Origin of the sequence: Subtercola vilae (assembly GCF_004923255.1) — a bacterium.
Lineage (GTDB): Bacteria > Actinomycetota > Actinomycetes > Actinomycetales > Microbacteriaceae > Subtercola > Subtercola vilae.
Map to the genome: position 1 here is coordinate 145,865 of NZ_QYRT01000005.1, position 26,347 is coordinate 172,211.

General features: G+C 66.0%; 18 protein-coding genes and 1 pseudogene. 9 read left to right on the forward strand and 10 right to left on the reverse strand.

Annotation, left to right across the window (positions count from 1 at the left end; translation table 11 throughout):
* Positions 1 to 3 precede the first annotated feature (3 nt).
* The 4 genes from D4765_RS04120 (at position 4) to D4765_RS04135 (ending at position 6,391) form a co-directional block, all read left to right on the forward strand.
* On the forward strand, positions 4 to 1,512 hold the full coding sequence (locus D4765_RS04120) for an MFS transporter (protein ID WP_272898605.1): 1,509 nt from the start codon (positions 4 to 6) through the stop codon (positions 1,510 to 1,512).
* Between the two features lie 29 nt (positions 1,513 to 1,541).
* On the forward strand, positions 1,542 to 3,263 hold the full coding sequence (locus D4765_RS04125; RefSeq protein ID WP_136640943.1) for a cation:proton antiporter: 1,722 nt from the start codon (positions 1,542 to 1,544) through the stop codon (positions 3,261 to 3,263).
* 25 nt (positions 3,264 to 3,288) lie between these two features.
* Complete coding sequence (locus D4765_RS04130) at positions 3,289 to 4,218, forward strand: alpha/beta hydrolase (protein ID WP_136640944.1); 930 nt, start codon at positions 3,289 to 3,291, stop codon at positions 4,216 to 4,218.
* Positions 4,219 to 4,309: 91 nt separating this feature from the next.
* Positions 4,310 to 6,391 carry an APC family permease gene (locus tag D4765_RS04135; protein ID WP_420824521.1) on the forward strand — a complete coding sequence of 694 codons (2,082 nt, stop codon included), beginning with the start codon at positions 4,310 to 4,312 and terminating at the stop codon, positions 6,389 to 6,391.
* A 248-nt stretch (positions 6,392 to 6,639) separates the two neighbouring features.
* On the opposite strand, the pseudogene D4765_RS19930 reads toward D4765_RS04135, so the two are convergent.
* Positions 6,640 to 7,248, reverse strand: a pseudogene (locus D4765_RS19930) (potassium channel family protein); the annotation flags it as partial.
* A 131-nt stretch (positions 7,249 to 7,379) separates the two neighbouring features.
* Positions 7,380 to 8,930, reverse strand: coding sequence for a CYTH and CHAD domain-containing protein (locus D4765_RS04150; protein ID WP_136640945.1), 1,551 nt, complete (start codon positions 8,928 to 8,930; stop codon positions 7,380 to 7,382).
* Positions 8,931 to 8,965: 35 nt separating this feature from the next.
* Between D4765_RS04150 and D4765_RS04155 the strand changes: the two genes are divergently transcribed.
* Both D4765_RS04155 and D4765_RS04160 read left to right on the forward strand, forming a co-directional pair.
* The gene (locus tag D4765_RS04155) at positions 8,966 to 11,203 is read left to right on the forward strand and encodes a S9 family peptidase (RefSeq protein ID WP_136640946.1); all 2,238 of its coding nucleotides are present in this window, start codon (positions 8,966 to 8,968) and stop codon (positions 11,201 to 11,203) included.
* 69 nt (positions 11,204 to 11,272) lie between these two features.
* On the forward strand, positions 11,273 to 12,742 hold the full coding sequence (locus D4765_RS04160) for a maltokinase N-terminal cap-like domain-containing protein (protein WP_136640947.1): 1,470 nt from the start codon (positions 11,273 to 11,275) through the stop codon (positions 12,740 to 12,742).
* 24 nt (positions 12,743 to 12,766) lie between these two features.
* Here the strand turns inward: D4765_RS04160 and D4765_RS04165 are convergent, their stop codons facing one another.
* Positions 12,767 to 14,302 carry an FAD-dependent oxidoreductase gene (locus D4765_RS04165; protein WP_136640948.1) on the reverse strand — a complete coding sequence of 512 codons (1,536 nt, stop codon included), beginning with the start codon at positions 14,300 to 14,302 and terminating at the stop codon, positions 12,767 to 12,769.
* Between the two features lie 24 nt (positions 14,303 to 14,326).
* On the reverse strand, positions 14,327 to 15,481 hold the full coding sequence (locus tag D4765_RS04170) for a magnesium and cobalt transport protein CorA (protein WP_237280248.1): 1,155 nt from the start codon (positions 15,479 to 15,481) through the stop codon (positions 14,327 to 14,329).
* 178 nt (positions 15,482 to 15,659) lie between these two features.
* Here D4765_RS04170 and D4765_RS04175 point away from each other — a divergent pair, with 178 nt between their 5' ends.
* Complete coding sequence (locus D4765_RS04175; RefSeq protein WP_136640949.1) at positions 15,660 to 16,679, forward strand: phosphodiesterase; 1,020 nt, start codon at positions 15,660 to 15,662, stop codon at positions 16,677 to 16,679.
* 62 nt (positions 16,680 to 16,741) lie between these two features.
* Here the strand turns inward: D4765_RS04175 and D4765_RS04180 are convergent, their stop codons facing one another.
* The 4 genes from D4765_RS04180 to D4765_RS04195 all read right to left on the reverse strand — a co-directional run bounded on the left by D4765_RS04180 (position 16,742) and on the right by D4765_RS04195 (position 21,609).
* On the reverse strand, positions 16,742 to 18,379 hold the full coding sequence (locus D4765_RS04180) for a stealth family protein (protein WP_136640950.1): 1,638 nt from the start codon (positions 18,377 to 18,379) through the stop codon (positions 16,742 to 16,744).
* The gene (locus D4765_RS04185) at positions 18,379 to 20,550 is read right to left on the reverse strand and encodes a DEAD/DEAH box helicase (protein WP_136640951.1); all 2,172 of its coding nucleotides are present in this window, start codon (positions 20,548 to 20,550) and stop codon (positions 18,379 to 18,381) included. Before D4765_RS04185 ends, D4765_RS04180 begins: the two co-directional genes overlap by 1 nt.
* A gap of 166 nt (positions 20,551 to 20,716) precedes the next feature.
* Positions 20,717 to 21,121 carry a DUF6804 family protein gene (locus tag D4765_RS04190; protein ID WP_237280249.1) on the reverse strand — a complete coding sequence of 135 codons (405 nt, stop codon included), beginning with the start codon at positions 21,119 to 21,121 and terminating at the stop codon, positions 20,717 to 20,719.
* A complete protein-coding gene (locus D4765_RS04195; protein ID WP_136640952.1) occupies positions 21,118 to 21,609 on the reverse strand; it encodes a heme-degrading domain-containing protein in 492 nt (163 codons plus the stop codon). Before D4765_RS04195 ends, D4765_RS04190 begins: the two co-directional genes overlap by 4 nt.
* 72 nt (positions 21,610 to 21,681) lie before the next feature.
* Here D4765_RS04195 and D4765_RS04200 point away from each other — a divergent pair, with 72 nt between their 5' ends.
* Together D4765_RS04200 and D4765_RS04205 are read left to right on the forward strand one after the other, a co-directional pair.
* Complete coding sequence (locus D4765_RS04200; protein ID WP_136640953.1) at positions 21,682 to 22,605, forward strand: pseudouridine-5'-phosphate glycosidase; 924 nt, start codon at positions 21,682 to 21,684, stop codon at positions 22,603 to 22,605.
* A complete protein-coding gene (locus D4765_RS04205; protein ID WP_161580355.1) occupies positions 22,598 to 23,629 on the forward strand; it encodes a carbohydrate kinase family protein in 1,032 nt (343 codons plus the stop codon). Before D4765_RS04200 ends, D4765_RS04205 begins: the two co-directional genes overlap by 8 nt.
* Here the strand turns inward: D4765_RS04205 and D4765_RS04210 are convergent.
* Positions 23,619 to 24,200, reverse strand: a complete 582-nt coding sequence (locus tag D4765_RS04210) for a GDSL-type esterase/lipase family protein (RefSeq protein ID WP_136640955.1) — start codon at positions 24,198 to 24,200, stop codon at positions 23,619 to 23,621. The genes D4765_RS04205 and D4765_RS04210 overlap by 11 nt on opposite strands.
* Positions 24,201 to 24,334: 134 nt before the next feature.
* The gene (locus D4765_RS04215) at positions 24,335 to 25,882 is read right to left on the reverse strand and encodes an SDR family oxidoreductase (RefSeq protein WP_170225101.1); all 1,548 of its coding nucleotides are present in this window, start codon (positions 25,880 to 25,882) and stop codon (positions 24,335 to 24,337) included.
* Between the last annotated feature and the right edge of the window lie 465 nt (positions 25,883 to 26,347).

Below are 26,347 nucleotides of genomic sequence, written 5' to 3' on the forward strand. Positions count from 1 at the left end.
CGAGTGACTGACTCCTCCCAGACCGACGGCCCGAGCATCCTGACCGCCCGCGAGAGGAGGCGCCTCACCCGACCTGAGAACGAACGTGCCATCATCGCCACCCTCGCGTTCACCGGTCTGATCGCTGCGTTCATGCAGACGCTCGTGACGCCCATCGTGCCCGAACTGCCCCAGCTGCTGAACACGACTGCGTCGAACTCGACGTGGGTTCTCACCGCGACACTGCTCTCTGCCGCCATCACCACCCCCATCAGCGGCCGACTCGGCGACATGTTCGGCAAGCGTCGCCTTGTTCTCGTTCTTCTCGCGCTGCTGCTCGCCGGGTCGATCGTGTCTGCCGTGTCGAATGACATCGTTCCGATGATCGCGGGCCGCGTTCTGCAGGGCGCAGGCCTCGGCGTCATCGCCCTCGGCGTGAGTATTCTGCGTGACGTGCTGCACCCGAAACGCCTGGGCGCAGCCGTCGCCCTGGTGAGCGCCACACTCGGCATCGGCGGCGCAGTGGGCCTGCCCGTCTCCGCGCTCATCGCCCAGAACCTCGACTGGCACTACCTGTTCTGGCTCTCGGGGTTGCTCGCGCTGATCGGGTTCGGCCTGGTCTACTTCATCGTTCCCGTCAGCACCCTCCGCACCGGCGGTCACTTCGACATCATTGGTTCGGTCGGCTTCGCCATCGGCCTGGTGGGTATCCTGCTGGCCGTCTCGAAGGGTGGCGAGTGGGGCTGGTCGAGCCCCGTCACGCTCGGGATGCTCGCCGGTGGCGTGCTCGTACTGCTCGCGTGGGGCTGGTTCGAGTTGCGTTCGAAGAACCCTCTGGTCGACCTGCGCATCGCCGCCCGCCGACCGGTGCTGCTCACCAACCTCGCCTCGATCACCGTGGGGTTCGCGTTCTTCGCCAGCGCAGCCGTTCTGCCCCAGCTGCTCGAGTCGCCCACCTCCACGGGGGTCGGACTCGGCCAGAGCCTGCTCGTCGCCAGCCTCTGCCTCATGCCCAGCGGCCTGGTGATGTTCTTCATGTCGCCGGTCGCCGCCCGCCTCAGTGCAGCTCGCGGCCCGCGGGTCAGCCTCATTCTCGGCGGGGTCATCATCGCCATCGGATACGCAGTGGCAATCGGGCTGATGACCGAGGTCTGGCACGCAGTGGTGGTCGCCACAGCCGTCGGTTTCGGCGTGGGTTTCGCTTACGCGGCAATGCCCACCCTCATCATGCACGCGGTGCCGGCCAACGAGACGGCGGCCGCCAACGGGCTGAACTCGGTGATGCGCAGCCTCGGCTCCACCGTGGCCGCCGCCGTGCTCGGCCTCATTCTTGCCTCGAGTGCTGTTGTCGTGAACGGGCACGCCATTCCGACGCAGTTCTCGTTTCAGCTCTGCTTCGCCATCGCGGCGGTCGTGGCGCTGCTCGGCGTCGTTGCCGCGTTCTTCATTCCGCGTCGCGAACCCGCTTATGAGACGGCAAGCATACCCGTCATCAGCTCACCAGCACGAGTGGGAACAGGCGCAACGGCGTGAGCCCTGTGAACCACTTAGGGTGAGCAGCAATGGAAACCCCTGAACTGCTGCTCATCCTGGCCGGATCGCTCGCGGTCAGCGCTTTCGCGCGCTGGCGGGGCTGGCCGGCCCCGCTTCTGGTGGTGGCTGTGGCGCTCGGAGTCTCGCTGATTCCGGCGGTGCCCGACGTGGAGATCAACTCCGAGGTGATTCTCACCATCATCCTGCCGCCGCTTCTGTATTCGGCCGCGCTCGACGTGTCGTTTCAGAACTTCAACCAGAGCCTCCGGCAGATTCGCCGGCTCGGCATCGGCCTCGTCATCGTGACTGCTCTCGTGGTGGGTGGGGTGGCCTATCTGCTCGTACCCTCCCTCACCCTCCCCGGTGCACTGCTGCTCGGTGCGGTGGTCTCGCCACCCGACGCCGTGTCGGCAAGCGCGATCGGCCGCCGTCTCGGCCTGCCCCGCCGGGTGATGACGGTGCTGTCGGGCGAGAGCCTCATCAACGATGCCGCCTCGCTCACCCTGTTCAAAGTGTTCGTGGCCGTCATCGGCGGCTCGGCACTGAGCTTCGGCGGTGTGCTCTGGATGTTCGTCGTGACCATCGTCGTCGGAATCGCCGTGGGGCTCGCCCTCGGTTACGTGGTGCAGTTCATTCGCGTGCGCATCGGCGACTCCCTCGTGGGCGCGACCCTGGGGCTGCTCGTGCCGTTCGGCGCCTACGCCGCGGGTGAGGCGCTGCACGGGTCTGGCGTTCTGGCGGTGGTCGCAGCGGGGCTCTACATCGGCTACAACTCACCGCGAACCGGTTACGAGACTCGTCTGCAGGAGCGGCCGGTGTGGGCGTCGATTGACCTGCTGCTCGAGGGATTCGTCTTCGCTCTGATCGGCTTACAGGTGAGCAGTGTGGCCTCGGATGTCGCCCGCAGCTCACTCGGCCTGCTGCCGTCGCTGACACTCGCGGTCGTGGTTCTCGCGGTGGTCATTCTGGTGCGCCCGGCATTTGTGTTCGCGGCGTACTACCGCACGAGGCTACGGTACGGGCGCATCAGAAACCAGCCGGGCATCCGGAGCCTGCCGCTCGTTCGGCGTCTGCGGTCACGCCTTGAGAAGCCGGAGCCTGACCTGAGCTGGCGGGAACTCACCGTGATCTCGTGGACGGGAATGCGCGGTGTGGTGACACTCGCCGCCGCCGCGGCCGTGCCCGCGATGACCGCGGCCGGGGCGTTCGCCGAGCGCGACACGATCACCCTTGTGGCGTTCGTGGTGACGGTGGGCACGCTGCTACTGCAGGGGCTCACGCTGCCGTGGGTGATCACCCGGTTGGGTGTCATCGACTCGGGTCAAGACGAACGAGACCGCGAAGACGAGGTGCGTATCTTCGAGCTCACGGTGCGGGAGACGAACGAATACGTGGAGAGGCACCACGACGAGTGGGCGGCCAAGTACGGCGGAGAAGAACTCGACCGGTCGCTCTCCATTCTGCAGAAGCAGTACGAAAGGCAGGTCGCCGTGCTGCTCGACGAGAACGAACTCGAGCAGCAGGAGATCGACGCGGCCGGAGTCGACACGACCGCTGCTTCGCATCCTCGGCTCAGCGGCCCGCAGCTCACAGAGCTGCGGCACGAACTCATCGAACACCGCCGCTCGATCGTGCTGCGCGAGCGCAACGCTGGCGAGCTCGACGAAGAGGTCATGCGCAGTGTGCTGCGCGGAATCGACGCCGAGGAGCTTGCCCTCGACACCTCGACGATGACCCGCAACCGAAACTGAGCGGGCGAAACTAGGCTGTGCTGACATGATCTCTCGCGATGCGGTGACAACGCCGGGTTCGGGTCTGCCCTCCCCCAGGCCATTCAGTGCAGCGTGGGCGGTGGCACGCTTCGGGTTCTCCCGGCGGCACTACGCCGGTCGGCGCGCGGCGGGCGTCGAGGTGCACGACAGCATGCTCACCGTGCTCACGGAGAACACCGAGAACACCGGCGGCCCAGACCGTGTGCGACTGCGGAGGTTCGCTACTCCTTCGACGCCAGACGATTCACCGCTGGTACTCGTGTTTCCCGATGCCTCGAGTCTTGCCGGACTCGCTTCGCGAAGCGGCGAATGGCTCTCCAGTTCGATCGCCCACGCCCTGCCGGTGACGGTCGTGGTCGTGCAGATCGAGCAGTCGGTCATCGACGACCGGGAAGCGGCCTTTCAGGTTCTCACGTCGTTCCTGGGTGGCGCGTACACGAAAATCGCTCTGGTCGGCGTCGGTACCGGGGCTGCGCTGGCTTCTCGAACGGCCATGCGCCTGCGCGACGACCCTGCTTTCGATGCCGGTGGCGTGCAGGTGCTCCGCCAGGCGCTGATCGACTCCGACTTTCAGCTGCTGCTCGGCCCACCGAGCACAGCCGTCGCCCTCCGCACGTCACTGGTGGCCCGGCTCAGCGAGCTTCCGCCCACTCTCGTCCAGCAGAGCGCCACCCGGCTGGGCACGTCCCGTGCGGGCGCGGGCGAGGCAGTGGTGGCTGAGGGCGTGAGCTTCGCCGAAGACCTACCCGAGCTGCTCAAGCAGGCCGGGGTTGCCGTTCGGGCCATCGAGTACCCCGCATCTGCCCTCAGCTGGGCCGACTACCCCCGCGCGGTGAAGACTGCAGCGCGCTCGCTCGCCGATCTGGTGGCGTTCCTCGACCGCGGCATCGTGACCGACGGATTCGACACGGTTCCGGCGTGGAACCTGCACTGAGCATCCGGAGCCTGCCAACCGGCGGGCGCAACGCGTCGGCCTTTCACCTCGTATTGTTGAAGCACGCACGTCTCGAACCGGGAGCACACTGATGAGCACGCACCCACCTGACTTCCTCGGTGCCGATTCCCCGCGTGCCGATTCCCCGCATGCCGATTCCCCGGGCGCCGACGCCCGCGGGCCCTCTTCGGCCAACGTCGAACCCGGTGCCGGATCAGCACACCACGTCGTGGCCGACCCTGCGAAGACCTCGCACGGCCGGGCCCGGCACTGGTTGCTGCAGGGGCTCGTCGACCAGTCGGGCCGCTACCAGGGCTCGTACGGCGTCAAGGCCGAAAAGACGCACACGTGGTGGCGCGTCATGTGCCTGACCGGCGTCGACTACTTCTCGACCCTCGGCTACCAGCCGGCCATCGCGGCTCTCGCCGCCGGGCTGCTGTCGCCCTTCGCCACCATCGTTCTGGTGTTGCTGACACTGTTCGGCGCCCTGCCGGTGTACCGCCGTGTAGCCCGCGAGAGTTTCAAGGGCGAAGGCTCGATCGCCATGCTCGAGCGGCTGTTGCCCTGGTGGGGCGGCAAGCTCTTCGTGCTCGTGCTGCTCGGATTCGCCGCCACCGACTTCATGATCACCATCACCCTGTCGGCCGCTGATGCCACAGCGCACGCGATCGAGAACCCGTTCGCTCCGTCGTGGTTCCACGGCAACGAGGTCATCATCACGCTGGTGCTCATCGCTCTGCTCGGCGCCGTGTTCATCCGCGGCTTCAAAGAGGCCATCGGCATCGCCACTGTTCTGGTCGCCGTCTACCTGGTGCTGAACCTCGTCGTGGTCATCGTGGCCGTCGGCCACGTCGTGGGCAACACCGTCGTGATCACCGACTGGTGGAGCGCCCTGAACGCGCAGCACGGCAATCCACTGGTGATGGTCGGCATTGCTCTCATCGTGTTTCCGAAGCTCGCGCTCGGCCTCTCAGGCTTCGAGACCGGAGTCGCCGTGATGCCGCAGATCACCGGCGCAGCGACCGATACCCCCGCGAACCCAGCCGCGCGCATCCGGGGCACCTGGCGACTGCTGACCACGGCCGCGGTGATCATGAGCACGTTCCTGATCGCCACGAGCATTGTGACCACGCTGCTCATACCGCAGGCCGAGTTTCAGCCCGGCGGCGCGGCGAACGGCCGCGCGCTCGCCTTTCTCGCCCACGAGTACCTCGGCAGTGGGTTCGGCACCTTCTATGACATCAGCACCATCTGCATTCTGTGGTTCGCCGGTGCGTCAGCCATGGCCGGCCTTCTGAACCTGGTGCCGCGCTACCTCCCCCGCTACGGCATGGCGCCGCAGTGGGTCAGGGCCGTGCGCCCGCTCGTGCTGGTCTTCACGGGCATCGCGTTTCTCATCACCGTCGCCTTCAAAGCGAATGTGGATGCCCAGGGCGGCGCCTATGCGACCGGAGTGCTCGTGCTCATCACGTCGGCGTCGGTTGCGGTGACCCTGTCGGCCAAGCGGCAGAAGCAGCCCAAGCGCACCATCGGATTCGGCATCGTCTCGATCGTCTTTCTCTACACCACGGTCGCCAACGTGTTCGAACGGCCCGACGGTGTTCGTATCGCCGCCCTGTTCATTCTGGGCATCCTGGTCATCTCGCTGGTGTCACGGGTGCAGCGCAGCTTTCAGTTGCGGGCCACCTCGGTGACGCTCGACGAGTCGGCGCTCGAGTTTCTCCGCGCCGATGCCGAGCGGGGGGTCATCCACCTGATCGCCAACGAGCCTGACGACGGCAGCGCGCTCGAGTACCGCATCAAGAACAAAGAGGAACGCCACGACAGCCACATTCCCACCAGCGCGAAGATCATCTTCGTAGAGGTGTACCCGGCCGACTCGTCGAACTTCGAAGAAGACCTGGTGGTTCGCGGGGTCATGAAGCACGGCTATCGCGTGCTCGAGGTGCGAAGCGGCAACGTGCCGAACACGCTCGCGGTGGTGCTGCTGACCATTCGAGACGAGACCGGAGTGGTGCCCGAGATCTACTTCGAGTGGACCGAGGGCAACCCGGTGTCGAACATGCTGAAATTCTTGATCACCGGTGGCGGAGAGGTGGCCCCGGTCACCCGTGAAGTGCTGCGCGAGGCCGAGAAAGACGTCAGGTTGCGCCCCGCGGTCCACGTGAGCTGACTGCGGCCGAGTGGGTTTCGGCTGGGCTGGTTTCGGCTGGGCTGGTTTCGGCTGGGCTGGTTTCGGCTGGGCTGGTTTCGGCTGGGCTGGCTGCGCTTCAACGAACGCAGCTCCTGGGAGAACAGCTCACGCGAGTGGGCCAGTTCGAGCCGCATCTCCTCGATCTGAGCCGACAGTGCGTCGATGTGTTCGACGTTCGCGCGAAGCCCGCGCGTCTCGCCGCTGCGCACCCGCTCGACCAGCCAGCTCGCGAGGGTGGCGGTGACCACACCGAGCAGGGCGATGCCGGCCATCATGAGCCCCACCGCAATCAGCCGACCCTCGAACGTGACGGGTGTGTAGTCGCCGTAGCCCACTGTGGTGATGGTGACGAAGGCCCACCACAGGGCGTCACCGATGGTGCGGATGTTCGCACCCGGCACGTTCTGCTCCGCGTCGAGCACACCGAGCGCTGCGATGACCACGAGCATGCCCGCCGAGCCGATGACGTACACGGCGACCCGGCCGCGGAATGCCGTACCGGCCGTGCGTTGCAGCACCGTGAAAAGCATCACGAGGCGCAGCAGCCTGAGCGGCCGCAGCAGCGGAAGCGCCACGATCAGAAACTCGAGAAAGTGCACGAAGAACCAGTGCAGACGGCGAGGTGCCAACAGGAGTTCGACCACGTAGTCGACAACGAAGACGCCCCACACCGCCCACATGACAATCTCGGCGTACATGTGCGAGTTCGCCTGCAGGTTGCCGATCACATCCCACGAGTACGCGACCAGAAAGAGCAGCGACACCCCCGTCAGCGGCCATTCCATCATCGTGTTCCAGGCCAGCTGACCCTCTGCACCGCGTCTGAAGCCGAACATCGAACCGCCCCCGTCTCGTAGGCGCTGCCCTGTACCGAGAACGGGCAGAGCATGGTCTGAAGTTTACCCATCACGGCCACGACCGGCCTCACCCTCGTTCGGGGCAACCCGCCTGTTCACGGCGGGTCACATCACCTCGACGGCAACCACTTTTTCGCGTCTGTGAATTCGGCCCGGGCCCGCGCATACTCGGCGAGAGCCTGGTCTGAGCGTACTTGCTCGAGGGCGTGCAGCCGGCCGAATCCGAAGGTGTTCTCTCCCTCAGCAGAAGCGACGGCTGAGGTACTGACCAGCAGCTCTTGCAGGGTGAGGCTGTCGCGGTACTCCCCCAGCGCATCCTGCACCCGTTCGGCAGCGCCCGCGAGACGCCTGGCCTTGTCGCCGAAAATGGCGGTGTCGCCCGAGCTGACGGCCTCGACACCGAAGCGCAGTCGGCGGGCGGCCTTTCGTACGTGGTGGATGCGCAGGTTCCACTCCTCGGGATTCGCCGCGTCGTTCACGGCCGCCATGCGTTCCCGTACCCGCCGATAGTCGTCTGAAATTCCTTTGGCGAGGGCCTTCGCGGCAGGCCGTTCAGATTTCGGGTTGAACGAAGGCATGGCGCTGAACGCTTCGAGGGCATCCAGAAGCCTGAAATACCGCGCACTCGACATCAGACGGCGAAGGTAGGCCAGCGCACGCTGGTACTCGGCCTCTTTGCTGACGACCAGCCGCGCCAACACGGCTTCGTGCATGCGCTTGTTCGACTGCGAGCGCACCAGGTCGCGCGCCCGATCGTGCATCACCTGCGGGTCGCGGGCGTCGCCGAGAACGCCGCCGAACGCCCTCAGCTCGCTTTCCAGGTGTTTCGCCTCTGGTGACGACAGAATTGAACGGTAGGTGGCCAGCACACTGCGCAGTCGACGAACGGATGAGCGCATGGTGTGCACGGCACCCGCCTCGTCTTGGCGCACCAGAGGGTCGGCCGCCTTGAGCCTCAGCGTCTGTTCGGCCACGGCCGCTCGCAGTACGTCGCCCGCGCTGCTCTTCGACGTCAGCTCCCAGCGGGGGGCGGGGTCGCCCAGCCGCTCACGACCGAGGGCGTGGGCGAGCTTCGACACGCTCGAGGCGGGCATGGCCCCGGCGCGGCCGAGTTCGTGCTCGATCGCGTCGAGTAGTGCCTGGCGTTTCTTCGGCGAGCCAGGGGCTGCCTCGGCGAGCTCGACCTCCCACTCACGCCACACCCGCACCTGGCCCGACATCACGTCGCCGGCCGACACCAGGTCGTCGCAGATCTCGGCCAGCGCCCGGCCGCTGTCGTCGAAGAGACAGGTTGTGGTGCGCGTGGTGGTCAGGCGCGCGACGGGTGAGACCTCTCGGTCGCGAACGTGCACCATGACCAGGTCGAGCACCGCTTCGGGAATGGGCGACTCGTCGCCGAGCGGCCAGTGCAGCTCCGTGCGCCCCTCGTCGCCCGGGAGCTTGATGTGCCAGCCCTCGTCTGCGCCGCCAACCCTGCGCCGAAGCACGATGCGCTGGGCTGCGAGCGCGAGGTCTGGAGTGTCGAAATAGACGGCTTCAAGGGTCACCGTGTCGGGCTCAGACGCGCTGGCGATCGAGGCTACCCCGATGAGGTCGGGCACCACACTCGAATCTGCCACGTCGTACTTTCGCTCGATCTCGATGTGCACCTGATGGTTCATGCTTTCTACGCTAACGCAGCGGCTAGCGTAGACACATGCACGAGCCTGAGAGCACCCCTGCCCGTACCCCCGCTGTCGCACCGGCCACGGCGCCGGTAGCCGCGAAGATCGCACACACCCGCCGCCACCACGGCGACGAGTTCGTCGACAACTACGAGTGGCTGCGCGACCCCGAGAACGACGAGGTGCTGGCGCACCTCGCCGCCGAGAACACGTTCGCCGACCAGCAGACCGCCCATCTGGCCGGGCTCCGCTCGCGCATCTTCGACGAGATCAAGGCTCGAACGCTCGAGACCGACTTGTCGGTGCCCGTGCGGGAAGGCGAGTGGTGGTACTACACGCGCACGGTCGAAGGCAAGCAGTACGGCGTTCACGCGCGGGCACCCATCAGCGGGCGAGACGACTGGCAGCCGCCGCAACTCGTCGCGGGTGAGCCGGTACCGGGCGAGGTGGTGGTGCTCGACGACAACGTCGAAGCCGAGGGCACCGATTTCTACTCGCTCGGCAGTTTCGACGTGAGCACCGACGGAACCCTGCTCGCCTATGCGATCGACACTGTCGGTGACGAGCGGTACACCCTGCGCATCCGAAACCTGCTGACGGGCGCCGACCTCGCCGATGTGGTCGAGAACACGGCGCCGGGGGCCACCTTCTCTCTCGATGCGTCGCACGTGTTCTACCCGACGGTCGATGACGCGTGGCGGCCCGACACGGTGTGGCGGCACCGGGTGGGCGGCGTTCAGGGCGAGACGAACGCTGACGTCTCCGTCTTCACCGAGCCCGACGAGCGCTACTGGGTGGGGGTGGGGCTCACGCGCAGCCGTAGGTATCTCGAGATCGGCGTGGGTTCGAGCATCACGAGCGAGGCCTACCTGCTCGACGCGGCAGACCCCGAGGGCGAGTTCGCTGTCGTCTGGCCGCGAGTCGAGGGCGTCGAGTATTCGGTCGAGCACGCCGTCATCGGCGGCGTCGACAAGCTCCTCATCACGCACAACCGCAACGGTGACAACTTCGAGCTGGTCGAGGTGCCGGTGGATGCCCCCACCGACTCCGCCCGCCAGCACACCGTTCTGGCGCACGACCCCGAACGCCGGCTCGAGAGCGTCGACGCGTTCGAGACCCACCTCAGCGTTCAATACCGCCGCGATGCGCTCAGCAGGGTGGCGGTCATCCGGCTGGCTGGGACTGGTGATGGCACAGCTGATGGCGCAGGTGTACATGACTCGGCGGGGTACGGCGAACTCGTCGAGCTTCCGTTCGATGAGCCGCTGTTCGCGTCGGGCACCGGCGGCAACCCCGAGTGGCGGCAGCCCACACTACGGGTGGGATTCACCTCGTTCGTGACGCCGTCGACGGTGTACGACTACGTGGTGGCGACGGGTGAACTGCGCCTGCTGAAGCAGCAACCCGTTCTGGGCGGGTACGACTCGTCGCGGTACACGCAGCGGCGCGAGTGGGCCACTGCGCCCGACGGAACCCGCGTGCCCTTGTCGCTGGTGTACCTGACGCCGGGCGACTCCGACGCGCCTGGCGTTGACAACTTCGCGCACACCGGGCCAGCTCCGCTGATTCTCTACGGGTACGGGTCGTACGAGGCGAGCATCGACCCGTCGTTCTCGGTCGCCAGGCTGTCGCTGCTCGACCGGGGGGTGGTCTTCGCCATCGCGCACGTTCGGGGCGGCGGAGAGCTCGGCCGCTGGTGGTACGAGAGCGGCAAGACCCTCACGAAACGAAACACCTTCAGCGATTTCATCGCGGCGGCGCGGCACCTCGTCGAGATCGGCCAGACGACCCCCGAACTGCTCGTCGCTCAGGGCGGCAGCGCGGGCGGGCTCCTGATGGGTGCGGTCGCAAACGACGCGCCTGAGCTGTTCGCGGGCATTCTCGCGCAGGTTCCGTTCGTCGATGCGCTGACGTCGATTCTCGACCCGTCGCTTCCGCTCACCGTCATCGAGTGGGATGAGTGGGGAGACCCCCTCCACGACCCAGAGGTGTATGCGTACATGAAGACGTATTCGCCCTACGAGAACGTGCGTGACGGGGTCAGGTACCCGCGCATCCTCGCTGTCACGAGCCTCAACGACACACGCGTGCTCTACGTCGAGCCAGCGAAATGGGTCGCGCGCCTGCGTGAAGCTGGCGCCGACCCGCTGCTGAAGATCGAGATGACCGCGGGCCACGGCGGCGTCAGCGGCCGCTACGAGCGCTGGAAAGAAGCGGCCTACGAATCAGCCTGGATGCTCGACGTTCTCGGCCGCACCCAAACCCCCTGAGCCTATATACCGTTTCGGGCGTGCGCGCACGCCCCGGCCGCGCAGGGTCGTGACTTGTAGGGTGTAAGCATGGCTGAAACATTGACCGACGACCATCGTGACGCCGTTCTCGCTGCGCTTGCCGAATGGATGCCCGCGCAGCGCTGGTTCGCAGGCAAAGGCACCACCCCCGCACTCCGGCTCATCGGCAGTTTCGACGTCGACTCGACTGCATCCGAGACGACGCAAGCCGCCGACGTTCGCGTCGCGACGTGGCTCGTGCTCGACGCCGGAGGGCAGCAGTCGAAGCTCTACCAGGTGCCGCTCACCTTTCGAAGCGAAGCGCTCCCAGCCCTGGCCGCCTCGCTCGTCACGACCCTCACCCCCACCCGCCTGCACGTCTACGACGGCGCCCACGACCCGGCCTACGCCGCCGCGCTTCTCGACCTCATCACCGCTGACGCCGTGACCGACCCCTCACACGGAGTGACGGCGTCGGGCCGCAGCCAGGTCGCCGGGCATCCACTCGTCACCACCGGCGCCAAAGTTCTGAGCGGCGAACAGTCGAACACGTCGATCATCATCAGGGTCGAGGGCCCCGGCGGCGAGCCGCACACGCCCGTCATCTGCAAGGTCTTCCGAGTGCTGCACCACGGCAACAATCCTGACGTCGTGCTGCAGTCGGCCCTCGCTAAAGCCGGGTCGACGAAGGTTCCCGCGTCGATCGGCAGCGTCGTGGGTCAGTGGGATGACACCCGCATGCCCGACGGCCGCACCTCGGGCCACCTCGCCTTCGCGCAGGAGTTCCTGCCGGGTGTGCAAGACGCCTGGCGCGTGGCCCTCGACGCCGTGGCCCGCGATGTTGCCGAAAACGGGCACTCGTTCATCGACGCCGCCCGCGCGCTCGGTGAGGCCACGGCCGAGATCCACCAGACCCTCGCCGACGTGCTGCCCACTCTCGAGCCCTCTCCCGATCTCATTGCGGGGGTCATGGCGAGCATGCGCCGACGCCACGGAGGCGCCGTTCGCGAAGTACCCGAACTCGCCCAGTACAGCGCGGCCATCGAGAAGCTGTTCGCGGCGGCCGAGGCGACTCCGTGGCCACGACTGCAGCGCATCCACGGCGACTACCACCTCGGCCAGGTGCTCGCGCTGCCGAACGGCGGCTGGGTGATCGTCGACTTCGAAGGCGAGCCGCTGCGCCCGATGGTCGAGCGCAGCCAGCCCGACCTCGCGCTCCGCGACATCGCCGGAATGCTGCGCTCGTTCGACTACGTCGCCGGCTCGTACGGCCAGAGCCTCGCGGTCGCATCGGCCGAGAGCGCGCAGAATGATGCCGTGACGGCGGCCGCTCAGTGGGCTCTGGATGCCCGCGCCGCGTTCCTCGACGGTTACATCGCCCGCTCGGGTTTCGACCTGCATGCCAATCACGCCCTGCTCGATGCGTTCGAGATCGACAAGGCGCTGTACGAGGCCATCTACGAGGTGCGAAACCGCCCCACGTGGCTGTCGATCCCGACCACTGCCGTCGCGCGGCTGGCAGGCGACTCCGGCGTCTGACCCGCCCGCAGCCGCGCGCGCTGGCTACCGCTTGAGGTCGCGGGTCGCGGGCCCCTCGAGCAGGGCACCCGACGCGTCGAAGCGCGAGCCGTGCAGAGGGCAGTCCCACGACGCTTCGGCGTTGTTCCAGGTCAGAACCCCGCCGAGGTGCGGGCACACAGCTGAGACCGCGCAGGTACGGCCGTCGACCGTCGAGACACCGGTGGGGCGGAGCCCCGCACGCCCGATCAACCCCTCGCGTTCGTGCGGCTCGGGCAGGGCATCCAGACCCGGGCCGAGCAGAGCCCCAGCCCACCCCTTCAGGGCCCACCAGCCCACCGCCGCGTTCGAGCCGAGGCCTGAGGCGATGGCCACCGGCAACGTGGCGCGGTGGTGCATGACGACGGCCCACTCGGGGCTGTCGCCGAGCACGTCACTGACGAGCGTGAGTGCGGCCATGACTGCGTTGGTCATACCCCACTTGTCGTACCCCGTCGCGAGGTAGATGCGACCGCGACCGCGGGGCAGCCAGCCGACGAACGGAACCCGGTGCGGCGTCTCGTAGTCTTGAGCGCTCCACGAATGGGTGGGCTGGGCGCCCGGAAAGTACCGTTCGGTCCACTCGTGCAGGTCGTCGATCATCAGCTGGGTCGACGGTTCGCGGCCGACCGGATGCCCGTTGCCGCCCACCAGCAACTGAACGCCGTCGCCCGCCTCGCCGAGCCTGGGCCTGACCGGCGCCGTTCGCAGCGACCGGCTCGGCGAGTCGACCGACAGGAACATGCCCTCGGGCAGCTGCGCCGCACCCGCACCACTGCCAGGCAGCGTGTACGACGTCACGTACGACCTCTTCGCGCTCAGCTTCGCGAAGTACAGCCCTCGATCGAGAATCGGCGAGCCCGTGGTGAGGTGCACATGATCGGTGGAGACCTCGCCCCGAGACGTGCGCACCCGCGCGGAGCCCGAATCTCTGGCACCCGCCTTCACCGCGACCACGCGGGTCTGGTCGACGACGACCCCGCCGAGTGCGCGAACGTCGGCGGCCAGTGCCGTGAGCACGTCGAGCGGGTCGAACTGCGCCTGCTCGGGCAGCACGACGGCCCCGAACGTCTCGAACGGCAGGTCGAGCTCGGCCGTGAGGCGAACATCCAGCCCCACCGAGCGCGCGACCCGATACTCCTTCGCGATCGTCGACACCCCGTCGGGCGTACCGGCGTAGCTGACGGCATCCCGAAACTGCACGGCGATGCCCCGTGATTCGATGTAGTCGAGCAGCCAGCGCTGGCCCGCGCGGTTGCCGTCGACGTAGGCCTGGGTCACGGCCTGGTAGGTGTGCGACGTGATGCTCTGCAGTTGGCTGCCCTGCAGCAGCGACAGCTTCGCTGTGGTGTTTCCGCTCGCTGTGGCGCCGATGAAGCGGGCCTCGAGCACGGCCACCTTCTTGCCGGCACGAGCAAACAGCAGCGCGGTGACCAGCCCGGTGAGGCCGGCTCCGACGATCACCTCGTCGTACTTTTCCCCGTCGACGAACGGATCGGTACTGATCGGGTTCGATTCGGCCAGCCAGAGCGATGTCGTCATGCAGTCACAGTACGCTCGACTCGCTCACAGCCAACCGCGCTTCTTGAACATGCCGTAAAGGCCTACACTGAGCGCCACCATCAGCCCGATCGCGGCCGGATAGCCCCACGTGAAGTGCAGTTCGGGCATGTTGTCGAAGTTCATGCCGTAGATTCCGGTGACCACCGTGGGGGCGAAGAAGATGGCGGCCCACGCCGAGATCTTCTTCACCTCATCGTTCTGGTGATTGCTCGTCTCGGCGAGCTTCTTCATGTCTTCGTTCTGCCGTTGCGCCACGAGGGTGGCGTTCACCGTCAGAATCTCGCGCAGGGTCTGCCGAAAGCCGTCGACGCGGTCGTTGACCACGGTCACGTGGTCGGCGACGTCACGAAAGGCGCGTTTGAGTTCGAGAGTGCCCTCGACCTGCTCGAACAGTGTGCGGAGGTTCGTCAGCATGGCGGTGAGCGGAAGGGTGGCCCGCTGAAAGTCGAGCACCTCCTGCGAGAGTTCGTAGATGCGTCTCGAAACCGACGGGTCGCCTTCGAACACCTGTGCCTCGATCTGGTCGATGTCGGTCTCAAGCCCGGCGACGACAGGTGCGTACTGGTCGACCACCGCGTCCATGATGGCGTAGAGCACGGCCACTGGGCCGAGCGACAACAGTTCGGGCTCGCTCTCCATGCGGCGCCTCACCACCGACAGATCGGGCGACTCGCTGTGTCGAACCGAGACGACGAAGTTCGGCCCGACGAACAGGTGCAGCTCGCCGAACTCGACCTCTTCGCGCTCATCGACGTAGAAGGCTGCGCGCAGCACGACGAAGAGCACGTCACCGTAGCGCTCGAGTTTGGGCCGTTGGTGGGCCGCGACCGCGTCTTCGATGGCCAGTGGATGCAGACCGAAACTGTTCTCCATCGCCAACAGTTCTTCGGCACTGGGCCGGAAGAGGCCGATCCAGCCGAGCGAATCGGGGATGGTTTCGAGTGCCGTGATGGCCTCGGCCGGCGATGCGGGCGACAGAACCCGCGTGCCACCGGAGTAGATGGCGTTGTCGATCGTGCTGTTGCGACGGGCCTCGGCGCGGGCATCCGGAGCCGAATCTGCCGCGAGGGCCGCCGTATCGCGCGAGGGGTTCTGGTGGTTGCTCGGCCGAATGGCCGTGATTCCCTTCATCACGCTCGAGAATTTCACACTCTTCACCGCACACCCGCTTTCGTCACCGCTCATGCTGCCTCAGACAAGAATTCAGAATGACACACTTGTGCACATTGCCGCGTGGCGTTTACCACACGTTCAGCTTCGTCTGGTTGGGTGGTACTCAGAAATACCCGCGATGCGCCTGACACCGCGGTAAAACTACCCGAAACGGTTATCTTCGATGGCTAGCAGCTTGGCCCAGTACGCTCGGCCAGACCACTTCATTCTGCACTTCAGTGACACACACTTCGTCGGCAATGACGACCTGCTGTACGGCAAGGTCGACAGCGAAGGCCATCTGCGCGAGATTCTCGCCGAATTGCATGCCTCGGGTTCACGCCCCGAAGCCATCGTCTTCACGGGAGATCTGGCCGACAAGGGTGATCCGAAGGCGTACGAGAAACTGCGCGCCATTGTCGAACCGGCTGCAGCTGAGCTCGGCGCCGAGGTTATCTGGGTCATGGGCAACCACGACAACCGGGCGGCGTTTCGCGCAACCCTGCTCGACCAGCTGCCGTCGATGAAGCCGGTCGACCGCGTCTACGACGTGAACGGTCTCCGCATCATCACGCTCGACTCCACTGTTCCCGGGTCGCACTACGGTGAGGTCACGCCCGAGCAGCTCGACTGGCTCGCCGAAGAGCTGTCGACGGCCGCGCCGCACGGCACGATTCTCGCCATGCACCACCCGCCCGTGCCGAGTGTGCTCGATTTGGCCGTGATGGTGGAGCTTCGCGACCAGGCGTCCCTCGCCGAGGTCATCCAGGGTTCTGACGTGCGCTCGATCATCGCCGGCCACCTGCACTACTCCAGCATGGCCATGTTCGCCGGGGTTCCCGTGTCGGTCGCGTCAGCCACCTGTTACACGCAAGACCTGAACGTCGAGGTCGGCGGCACCCGCGCCCAAGATGGTGCGCAGGCGTTCAACCTCATCCATGTCTTCGAGAACACCGTGCTGCACTCGATCGTGCCCATCGGTCATTACCCCGAGGTCTCGTTCGTCAGCGCGGCCGAGACTGCCGACATCCTCGAGAAGGCCGGCGTCTCGTTCGCTCCCCCGGCCGGCGCGCCCGTCGTGGCCGAGGAGCCGCTCACCGTTCCCGCCATCGCTGCGGTCGCCGCGCCCGTCGCGGTCTCGGCGCCCGGCACCTCGGCAGAGAAGGTACTCGCGCCCGCTGCGGCGGTTCGCGTCTCCGTCTGAGCCTCTGCGTAGTCGGGGTGCATACCCGGTTGGGTAGCACCCCGACATAAGCGCGAACGCTTCTACTCGCCGGTCTCCCACGGTGCCGCGAACGGAAAGTACTGCTCCAGAAACAGCTGCACGATCGACGCGCGCTCCTCGGCCGAGACCTCGGGGTAGCTGCCATCGTTCAGGCAGAAGAAGTCGAACGAGCGCTTGTTGAGAAGCCCCGGCAACATGCCGAGCCCCGAACGCTGGGTGGTGTCGACGTAGCGAACCCGAGCGGCCTCCTGCACCACGGCCTGGCCCGTCATGAGCGCGTAGTAGTGGTACAGCGAGTTCGTCACTGAGATGTCGGTGCTCGACCGGAACCGGCTCGCCGCGGTGCGCGCGAAGTCGTCGGGAAACTCCCGCTCGAGTTCGGTGAGCACGCTGCGCCGAAGCGGCGCTGCCGCGTGCTCGAGGTGGCGCGTGATGATGCGACCGAACTTCTCGAACAAGAGGCGACGATTGACCCGCGCCGCGTTCTCAAAACCACTGCGCTCGAGGTCGTTCTCACCGAGCCCGATGCGCGTCTGAGCTTCGATGAACTTCGTGACCCCACCCGACGAGAAGAACATGTTCGGTTGTACGGGCCGGCCGAAGAACATGTCATCGTTCGAGTACAGAAAGTGCTCGCTGATGCCCGGGATGTTGTGCAGCTGGCTCTCGACGGCCTGCGAATTGTGTGTGGGCAACACCGACGGGTCGCTGAAGAACTCTTCGCTTCGAACGAAGGTGACGCGCGGATGCTCGGCGAGCCACGTCGGCTTCGGAGAGTCTGTGGCGATGAAGATACGCCGCACCCACGGGGCGAACAGGTACACCGATCTGAGGGCGTACTTCAGCTCGTCGATCTGACGGTACCGGGCATCCGAATCGTCGCCGTCGCCCGCGACGTACTCGCTGGCCTGCGCCCTGCGTCGACGCTGGTACTCGATGTCGTTTCCGTCGACCCAGGAGAAGACCATGTCGATGTCGAACACCACGTCGGTGGCCTGCACGTCGAACATGCCGCGAAGGGTGTTCCAGCGCACGCCGTACAGGTCGACGGTGGTGGGAATGGCTTCGCTGCGGGGCAGGATCTGCCGAGTGAGCGAGTTCTCGACCGGGCAGATGATGTTCTCGTCGTCGAAGCTCCACAGCTGCAGCTCGATGCCGATCGACGACCCGTAGGTGAGCCCGCCGATGGGTTCGACGCGGGGGCGATACACGCGGAAGATGCGCGCCTTTCGGCTCTCTGAAAGGCTTCCCTCACTGACCAGAACCGGCGGGCGCTTGGTGCCACGAACGGTCTTCAGTACCGTCTTCGAGTACATCGGCTCGTCTTCGCACGCCGCGGCCAGAGCCCCTTCGAGCTTTCGTCGCAGAGCTTTGTCGACGACGACGACCGGCCGTTCGTCGTTGCCGCGGATGAGAAAGAACGGTATCGCCGAATCAATCAGTGCGCGACGGACGAACAGCAGGTCTTCGACCATGGCGTCGTGCGGCGTGAGTGTGGTGTTGACGAGGGCGAGCATGCCCTTTCGCACGATGACGTCGGGGCGCCCGTGACGCTTCGGCCACGACCTCGGAGCCCCGGTGAGACCCGAGATCTCACCGAAGAGTTCTTCGGGAGCATCCGGTTCGAGCGAATTCTCGAGGGCGACGTTGTGGGTGGCGGCACTGCCGGTGGAGATCATCAGCGCACCCCCGCCAGCAGCGCGCGCTCGAGCAGGTGCACGAGGGCGTCGAGCTGAACGCTGTCGGTCGATGTGATGTCGACGTCAGACCCGTCGAGAGCGCGGGCGGCGAGGCCCTGTTTGCTGTCGATGAGTTCGGCGATCTTCGAGTCGATGGTCTGGGCGGCGATGATGCGCCACGCGGTCACCGGCTCGGCCTGGCCGATGCGGTGCACGCGGTCGATGGCCTGGGTCTGTTCGGCTGCAGTCCACGAGAGTTCGGCCAGCACGACGTTCGAGGCGGCCTGCAGGTTCAGCCCCACGCCGGCGGCGGTGAGCGAACACACGGCCACAGAGACGGCTGGGTCGTTGTTGAACGCGTCGATCTGCGTCTGCCTGAATGTAGCGCTCTGGTCGCCGCGAATCGAGATGGTCTTCAACCCCGCCTTCGCCAGCGCCTCTTCTGCCTGGTTCATGACGTCGATGTGCTTGGCGAAGAACACCACCTTGCCCACCGAGCGGGCCAGCTGCGCGGCGTAGTCGGCGGCGAGGCCGGCCTTGGCCTGGCCGATCTTCCGCACCATGGTGAACACGTTCTCGCCCGACGACGACGCCTTCGACTCTTCGAGCTCGGCCTTGGCGACCATGCGCATGAGTTCGGGGTTGGGGCCGTCTGACGTGTCGTAGCTGGCGCCGACGGCACTGGATGCCGAGCGGCGGTATCGCGTGACCAGACGCTTGCCCAGCTCAGCTTCGGCCTGGCGAATGGATCGGCCGAGGTCATCGTCGAGTTCAACCGGCAGATCGACGACCCGCTTCGCCGGCAGGTCGGCTGCAACGTCGACCTTTTTGCGGCGCACGATGCCCATGTCGATGACGGCCTCGCGCGCTTCGGCGAAGAAGCCGAAGTCGGCCGGGGTGAGCCCGGTCTCTTCGAGCTTCTCCATGAGCCCGGCGGTGGGTTTGTCACCGTCGATCCAGCCGAGGTACTGCCAGATGGCGCGAAAGTCGTCGACGTCGTTGATGAGCGGGGTGCCGGTGAGAGCCATCATCAGGGGGTCGCCGCCGGGTGCGAACTGGCGGATGCGGTCGGCGAGGGCGAGTACGTTCTTCGAGCGCTGCGACTGCAGGTTCTTGATGAAGTGGGCCTCGTCGACGACCATGCCGCGAAAGCCGAGCGAGCCGAGCCAGGCGAGGTGGCGGTCGAGAACGTCGTAGTTCACGATCACCACGTCGGCGAAGGCGTCGAGATTGGCGCCGTCGCCCTGAATGACCGTGGCGCGGCGGTGCGGGGTCCAGATCTCCACTTCACGGGCCCAGTTCATCTTCACGACGTTAGGAACGACCGCGAGCAGTGGGTACGAGTCAGACACGCTGGCGGCGAGCAATGACTGTGCGGTCTTGCCGAGCCCTGGTTCATCAGCGAGCAGAAAAGAGCGGTGACCGGCGGCGACAGAGGCGATGAACCGCGCCTGGTGGTGCATGAGCTCGCGACCGGGAGGCGAGATGCGGTCGATGGTCGGGGCGGGCGGCAGATCCATGCTGGCCACGGTTCCACCGGAGCCGTACTCGAACGCCCGGTAGAGCGGGCCGAGCAGTTCCCAGCTCGACAGGCGCCCGCGGGAGGCGGGCTTCTGCGCGGCCGCGGCGTTGAAGTCGGGAGCGAGAAAGGGGTTTGCGAGCTGGCGGGCCTTGACCGACTGCGGCATGACCTGGCGTTCGGCGAAGTCTGCGGCAAAACCGGGAGCAAAACCGGCGCCCGAGCCGAACCCGGCGGCGAAAGGCGAAGCAGCAACCGGTGCCGGTGCCTCTTCTTCTGGAACCTCGATGCCGGCATCCGTCAGGTATTCGCGGCGCATGCGCTGCGCCACCGGCGACACCGCGGCGTCGCTCTCGAGCAGGGTGATGAGCGAGGTGTCGCGGGCGGCCGTCTGGGCCAGGATGCCCGCGATGCCGTCGAGGCGTTTCAGCTGCTCGGCACGTTCGCCGTCGCCGAGCTCGGCATCACCCTTGATGCGGGCCCGCTCTTCGCGCATGAGCAGCGCGACAACCAGAAACTTGGTGCGGTTCGACGGAACGACCTTGCCGCGCTGAGCTGCGGCCTCGACCTCGCGCACCTTGCGCGCGAGAATCGGAATGAGACCGGTGTTGTCAACAGTGCGGGTAGATCGGCGGGCGCCTGATCGGGACATGCTCCTCCTGTGGAGTAGTGAGCCGAAGCTGGCGTCTGCACGCCAGCACGAGGTTCACACCGGCAGTCAGGGCCGAGCAACATTCTGCGTGTTTGAATTCAACGCATGACGGTCGGCGCTAGAGCAACTGCGCGGTGCATACACCATTCTACCCGACGCGGGCGGGTTACTTCTTCGTCGACACGGGAATCTTGATCAGCAGGCCCGCGGCCACGAAAATGACCGCCGCGGCAAGGTGCATGACGTCCCACAGAAGCACGTCGAACGTGAGCGGGTACACGGGATTCCAGATCACAGCGATGGGCACCAACCCGATGAGCCACCACCATTGCCTGGCCTGCCAGGCGAAGACGCACACGATCAGCGCGAGAATGCTGATGGCGTACTGAAAAATGGTGAACCAGCCTGAGTTGAGCACGGCGACGGCGGCCAGCAGGATGATCGCACCCAGCAGTCCCGGCGCCAGCGCGGTTCTGGTGAAGGTGGGGTATCGGGACTGGGTTGCGCTGCCGGGCCGGCGTGCCGGCGGTTGCACGGGCCGGCGGTTCGGCTCGCGGTACGACTTGCTCACTGCTCGCCCCGCAACCACGTGAGGGCTTCGACGACGAGGTCGTGGTCGTCAGCCTGAGCGAGGCCCGAGACTCCGACGATCCCCACGATGGAGCCGCGAACGCGAATCGGAAATGCGCCGCCGTGGGCAGAGAACTGGTTCGGGTCGAGCCTCGAGCTCGCCTCGAACGTGGTGCCCCGCGAACGAAAAAGGGTGCCCACGGTGAACGAGGCCTCATTGAACCGCCGCACCACGTTGAACTTGCGTTCGAGCCAGCCGTCGTTGTCAGCCGACGAGCCGCTCAGGCCCGCGTGGAATACGCGCTGCTGCCCGAAGACGATCGAGATGGCGATGGGCAGGTCTTGTTCGAGTGCGCCATCGCGAAGGCGCGAACCGACGGCCCACGCATCGTCGTAGTCGAACGATTCGAACTGCAGCAGACGCTCCTGTGCCCGTAGACGTTCGAGGTGTTCGGCTTCGTCGAAAATGGCATCGTCTCGTGAGGGCATAAGCCCTAGCCTAGAACGAATAACTGCACGCCAGCCCGCTCCTCAGGCCGCACCCGAGACCGAAAGCACCACATGCCTCCCAGCTCACACCAGCCGTTCGTCATCTCCGAAGCCGTCACCGAGGCCCTGGCCGCCGGGCGCCCGGTCGTTGCGCTTGAATCGACCATCATCTCGCACGGGCTGCCTCGGCCCCGCAATCTGGCGGCGGCGCAGGAATTCGAAGAGATTCTGCTCAGCGCGGGTGTCACGCCGGCCACCATCGCAGTGCTCGACGGGGTACCACGCATCGGGCTCGACGCCGACGGGGTGTCGCGAATTGCAAACGAAGACATGGTCAAGGCGAGTGTTCGAGACCTGCCTATTCTGGCGGCCAAGAAGATCAGCGGTGCGACCACGGTGGCGGCAACGGCGTATCTGGCAGGCAAGGCGGGTGTGCGGGTGTTCGCGACGGGCGGCCTCGGCGGTGTGCACCGCGGGGCGAGCACGACCTTCGACGAGTCAGCCGACCTCAGCTCGCTCGCTCTCGCTGGGGTCACGGTGGTGGCTGCCGGGGTCAAGTCGGTTCTCGACATCGCGGGCACGCTCGAGCGGCTTGAGACCCTGAGCGTTCCTGTGCTCGGGTACCGCACCACGAACTTTCCGAGCTTCTGGCTCACCGAGTCGGGTGAGCAGATCGACTGGTCGGCCGACTCGCCCGCGGAGATAGCCGCAGTCATGCAGGCGCAAGACGAGCTGGGCCACGGGCAGGGAATCATCGTGGCGAATCCGTTGCCGATCGAGCTGCAGTGGCTTCCCGAGGAGCACGACCGGGTGCTGCTCGAGGCTCTGTCTGCGGCCGATACGCAGGGCATCCGGGGCAAGGCGGTGACGCCGTTCCTGCTGTCGTACATCGTCGGCGCGTCGGGTGGGCGAAGCCTCGAGGTGAACCTCGACATCGCCCGCAACAACGTGCGGCTCGCTGGCGAGATCGCCACGGCCTGGAGCACCCGTGAGTGACTCCGGCCCACTCGCGGGCCGGGTCGCTGGGCACTTCTCGTCGGCGACCGCCGCGCATACCCGTGTGGTGATCGTGGGCGATGTGTTCGACGACATCATCGTCAGGCCGTCGGGGCCCATCCGAAGCGACACAGACACCCTGTCGAGCATCGAACGCCGGGCGGGCGGGTCGGCGGCGAACACGGCCGCCTGGCTCGGCTCGCTCGGCACCCGCGTGGACTTTGTGGGTCGCACCAACGTCGTCGACACGCAGCGCCACGAGAACTCCCTCCGAGACTCCGGGGTCACTCCTCACCTGCTGGGCGAGAACGTGTTGCCGACCGGCACTATCGTGGTGATCGTCGACGAACACGACACCCGCACGATGCTCACCGAGCGAGGTGCGAACGTCGACACCTCACCGCACGATGTCAGCGACGAGCTGCTGCGGGCCGCGACGCACCTCCACTTCACGGGATACACGCTGTTCAGCGGGCAGCCGCGCGAAGGGTTCACCGAACTCATTCGGCGGGCAGCCCAGCACTCGGTCACGGTGTCGGTCGACCCCGGTTCGTCAGGGTTCATCGCCGACCACGGCGCAGCCGCGTTCTTCGATGCGGTGCGCGGGGCAGACATCCTGTTCCCGAACCTCGACGAGGGAATCGCCCTCACCGGCCTCACCGAGCCGGCAGCGATCGTGGATGCCCTCACGCAGCACTTTCGAATCGTGGCGCTCACTCTGGGTCGGCGTGGTGCCCTTGTCGCCACCAGCTCAGGCCTTCGCATACAGGCCCCGTGCGTGCCCGTCGAACCTGTCGACACCACCGGAGCCGGTGACGCGTTCAACGCCGGCTTTCTCAGCGGGCTGCTGGGTGGGCTGCCAGCCAGCGATGAGGTCGATACCAAGAGGTTCGAAGCGCTCAGTGCCTTGGCTGCCGAGCGCGGCGTCGCGACGGCGTCGAAGGCCATCGGGCACGTTGGCGGCCGACCGCCGCACTTCGTGCCGCTGCACTCACCCCGCACCCTCGGCGGAGTCAGTTGTTGATGTTGCGCAGCTCCGGCAGCCGGATCGGGCGGCTCTTGGGCGGCAGCCCGTGCACTCGCTCGAGTGCGGGCTCGAGCTCTGAGAGCCATGCCCCGTAGCCGGCTTCATTGAGATGAAGCCGGTCGGTCGTGTATTCGGGGTTCAACTCGCCATCAGCGAGGCCGAGGGCCGGCCAGAGATCGAGATAGTGCGTGCGCACGCTCGACGCGAACTGCCAGATATGGCGGTTGATATCGCGGATCTCGTCTGAGAACTCGTGCCCCCTCGGCAGCACCGACTGCAGCAGAATCTCGGCGTCAGGCAACTCACTGCGCAGTGTCGCCAATGTCGTCTCGATGTTCTGCACGATGTGTTCGACCGTGCGCCTCTTGGCCAGATCGTTGGCCCCGATGAGAACGACGATTGTTCCTGGATCGAGGGCAACGACTTCGTCGAGTCGGGCCTTCACATCGTCTGACGTGTCGCCCGCAACTCCGAGGTTGTGGGTTTCGAAATCAGGAAACCACTCTTGCCACTTGCCGCCCGCTGTCAGGCTGTCGCCGAGAAACACGAGTGTTGAATTTTCGGGCATGTGAGCCTCCGAGATGTTTTCTCCGTGATGGTTCTGCTTCGCGGTCATTCATTCTCTCGCTGGCCGAGCCAAAGCTCCAGAGTCGACGCACCTTTCACAGCGACTGCCCACCCCTGTGTGCACCGAAGCAGATGCTAAGCGATCTCTTCGGCGGTGGTCGCTTTGCTCGCATCAACCCGTGCTGTGGGCTCCGGATGCTCGTTCTTTCGCTTCGCCTCACGCAACGCCGCCTCGGTGATGCGATTCGCCATCCCGGGAAAAATGAACCCGTGAAACGGCAGAATCGAATACCAGTACAGCCGACCGGCCAATCCGCGCGGAAAGAACACCGCCCGCTGTGTGTAGTGCGATCCGCCGCCTTCACGAGGGGCCGCCGTCATCTCGAGCCATGCTCGGCCGGGAACCTTCATCTCCGCACGGAGCCGCAGAAAGTTGCCACGTTTGATTTGCTCGACACGCCAGAAGTCGAGCGCATCGCCCGTGTGCAGGTGATCGGGGTTTCGGCGACCGCGTCGGAGCCCCACTCCCCCGACGACCTTGTCCATCCAACCGCGAACCGCCCAGGCGAGCGGAAAGGAGTACCACCCGTTGTCACCCCCGATGCCCTCGATGACCCGCCACAGGTCGCCCGGCTTCGCATCGGTCTCGCGCACCTGAAGGTCTGTGTAGACGGTGTGGCCGGCCCAATCGGGGTCGCTCGGCAGCGTGTCACTCGGTGCACCCTGCACATAGCTGTCTTGCCAGCTCGTCTCCACCTGGCCATCGCGCATCTTGCCGAGCGCAAGGCGAACTGCGCGGCGGTAACCCGTGAGGCCGCCTTCCGGGTCAGGGATGAGCGACCGAATATCGTGTTCTTGCGCTACACATTCGAACTGAAGCGACTCGATGATCGGCACGGCCAGGTTGCGAGGAATCGGCGAAACCAGATTCACCCACTGCGAGGCAAGCCACGGCGTCAGCACCGGCAGCGGAGCGATCGGCCGTTGATGCAGCCCAGCCTCGACGGCGTACCCATTCATCATCTGGCCGTAACGCAGAACATCCGGCCCGCCGATGTCGAACGTTCGGTTCAGCCCGTCGGGTAGATCTGCTGCCCCGATCAGATAGTAGAGAACGTCACGCACGGCGATCGGCTGAATGAAGTTGCGCACCCACTTCGGCGCCGGCATGTACGGCAACACCTCAGTCAGATGGCGGATCATCTCAAAACTCGTCGAACCCGACCCGATGACCACGCCCGCCTGCAAAGCTACCGTTGGAACGCCGGACTGCATCAGGATACTGCCGACCGCAGCCCTCGAGCGCAGGTGCTGCGACAGGCTCACGCCCTGCGGGTGCAGCCCTCCCAGGTAGACGATGCGTTTCACCTGAGCGACCAGAGCCAGTTCGGCGACATTTCGGGCCGAGGCCAACTCAGTTCCATCGAAGCTGCCTTTGCCGCCCATGGAGTGCACAAGGTAGTAGAGCACGTCGACGTTCTCGAACGCGTCGGCAATGGATGCCCTCTCGCTCAAGTCACCCTTCACGATTTCGACCTTGCCGGCCCAAGGCACATCCGAGAGCTTCTGCGGAGATCGCACCAGCACCCGAACGTCAAAGCCCGCCTCGAGCAGCCGTGGAACCAAGCGGCCACCGATATACCCTGTCGCACCGGTCACAAGGGCGATTCGTTTCGTACTCACTGTTACAGGCTACGCCGGTCGGCGAACGATCTGGCACGCCCCACACGGTGTTGACGGCAGGCACTCAGCGGGGCACGCAAGACGCGCACAGTGGCGGGCACGCGCTACTTCGCAAGCTCGGACTTAGAGTCCGAAATCAGGTTGTGTATGGTCGTGGTTGTCTGACCCATGGCGGTAATGGTGTCGTTGGTAGTGGGCCGCGTCGTCTGGATCTGATTTGGGAGCAGGGTCTGGGGGTTTGTTCCCAGTCGATGCTTTTCGGTGGGATCAAAACGGGGACGCCGTTCTGCATGGCGAGTTTCCACTCAGAAGAATGCACATGGGTGTGGTGGAAGTGACAGAGCAGTGCCCCGTTATCGATGTCTGTACGGCCTGGTGCGTAGGTGTGGTGTTTCCAGTCGTCGACGTGGTGGCTTTCGCACCAGGACGGGCCGCGGTCGCAGCCCGGCCACACACACCCACCAT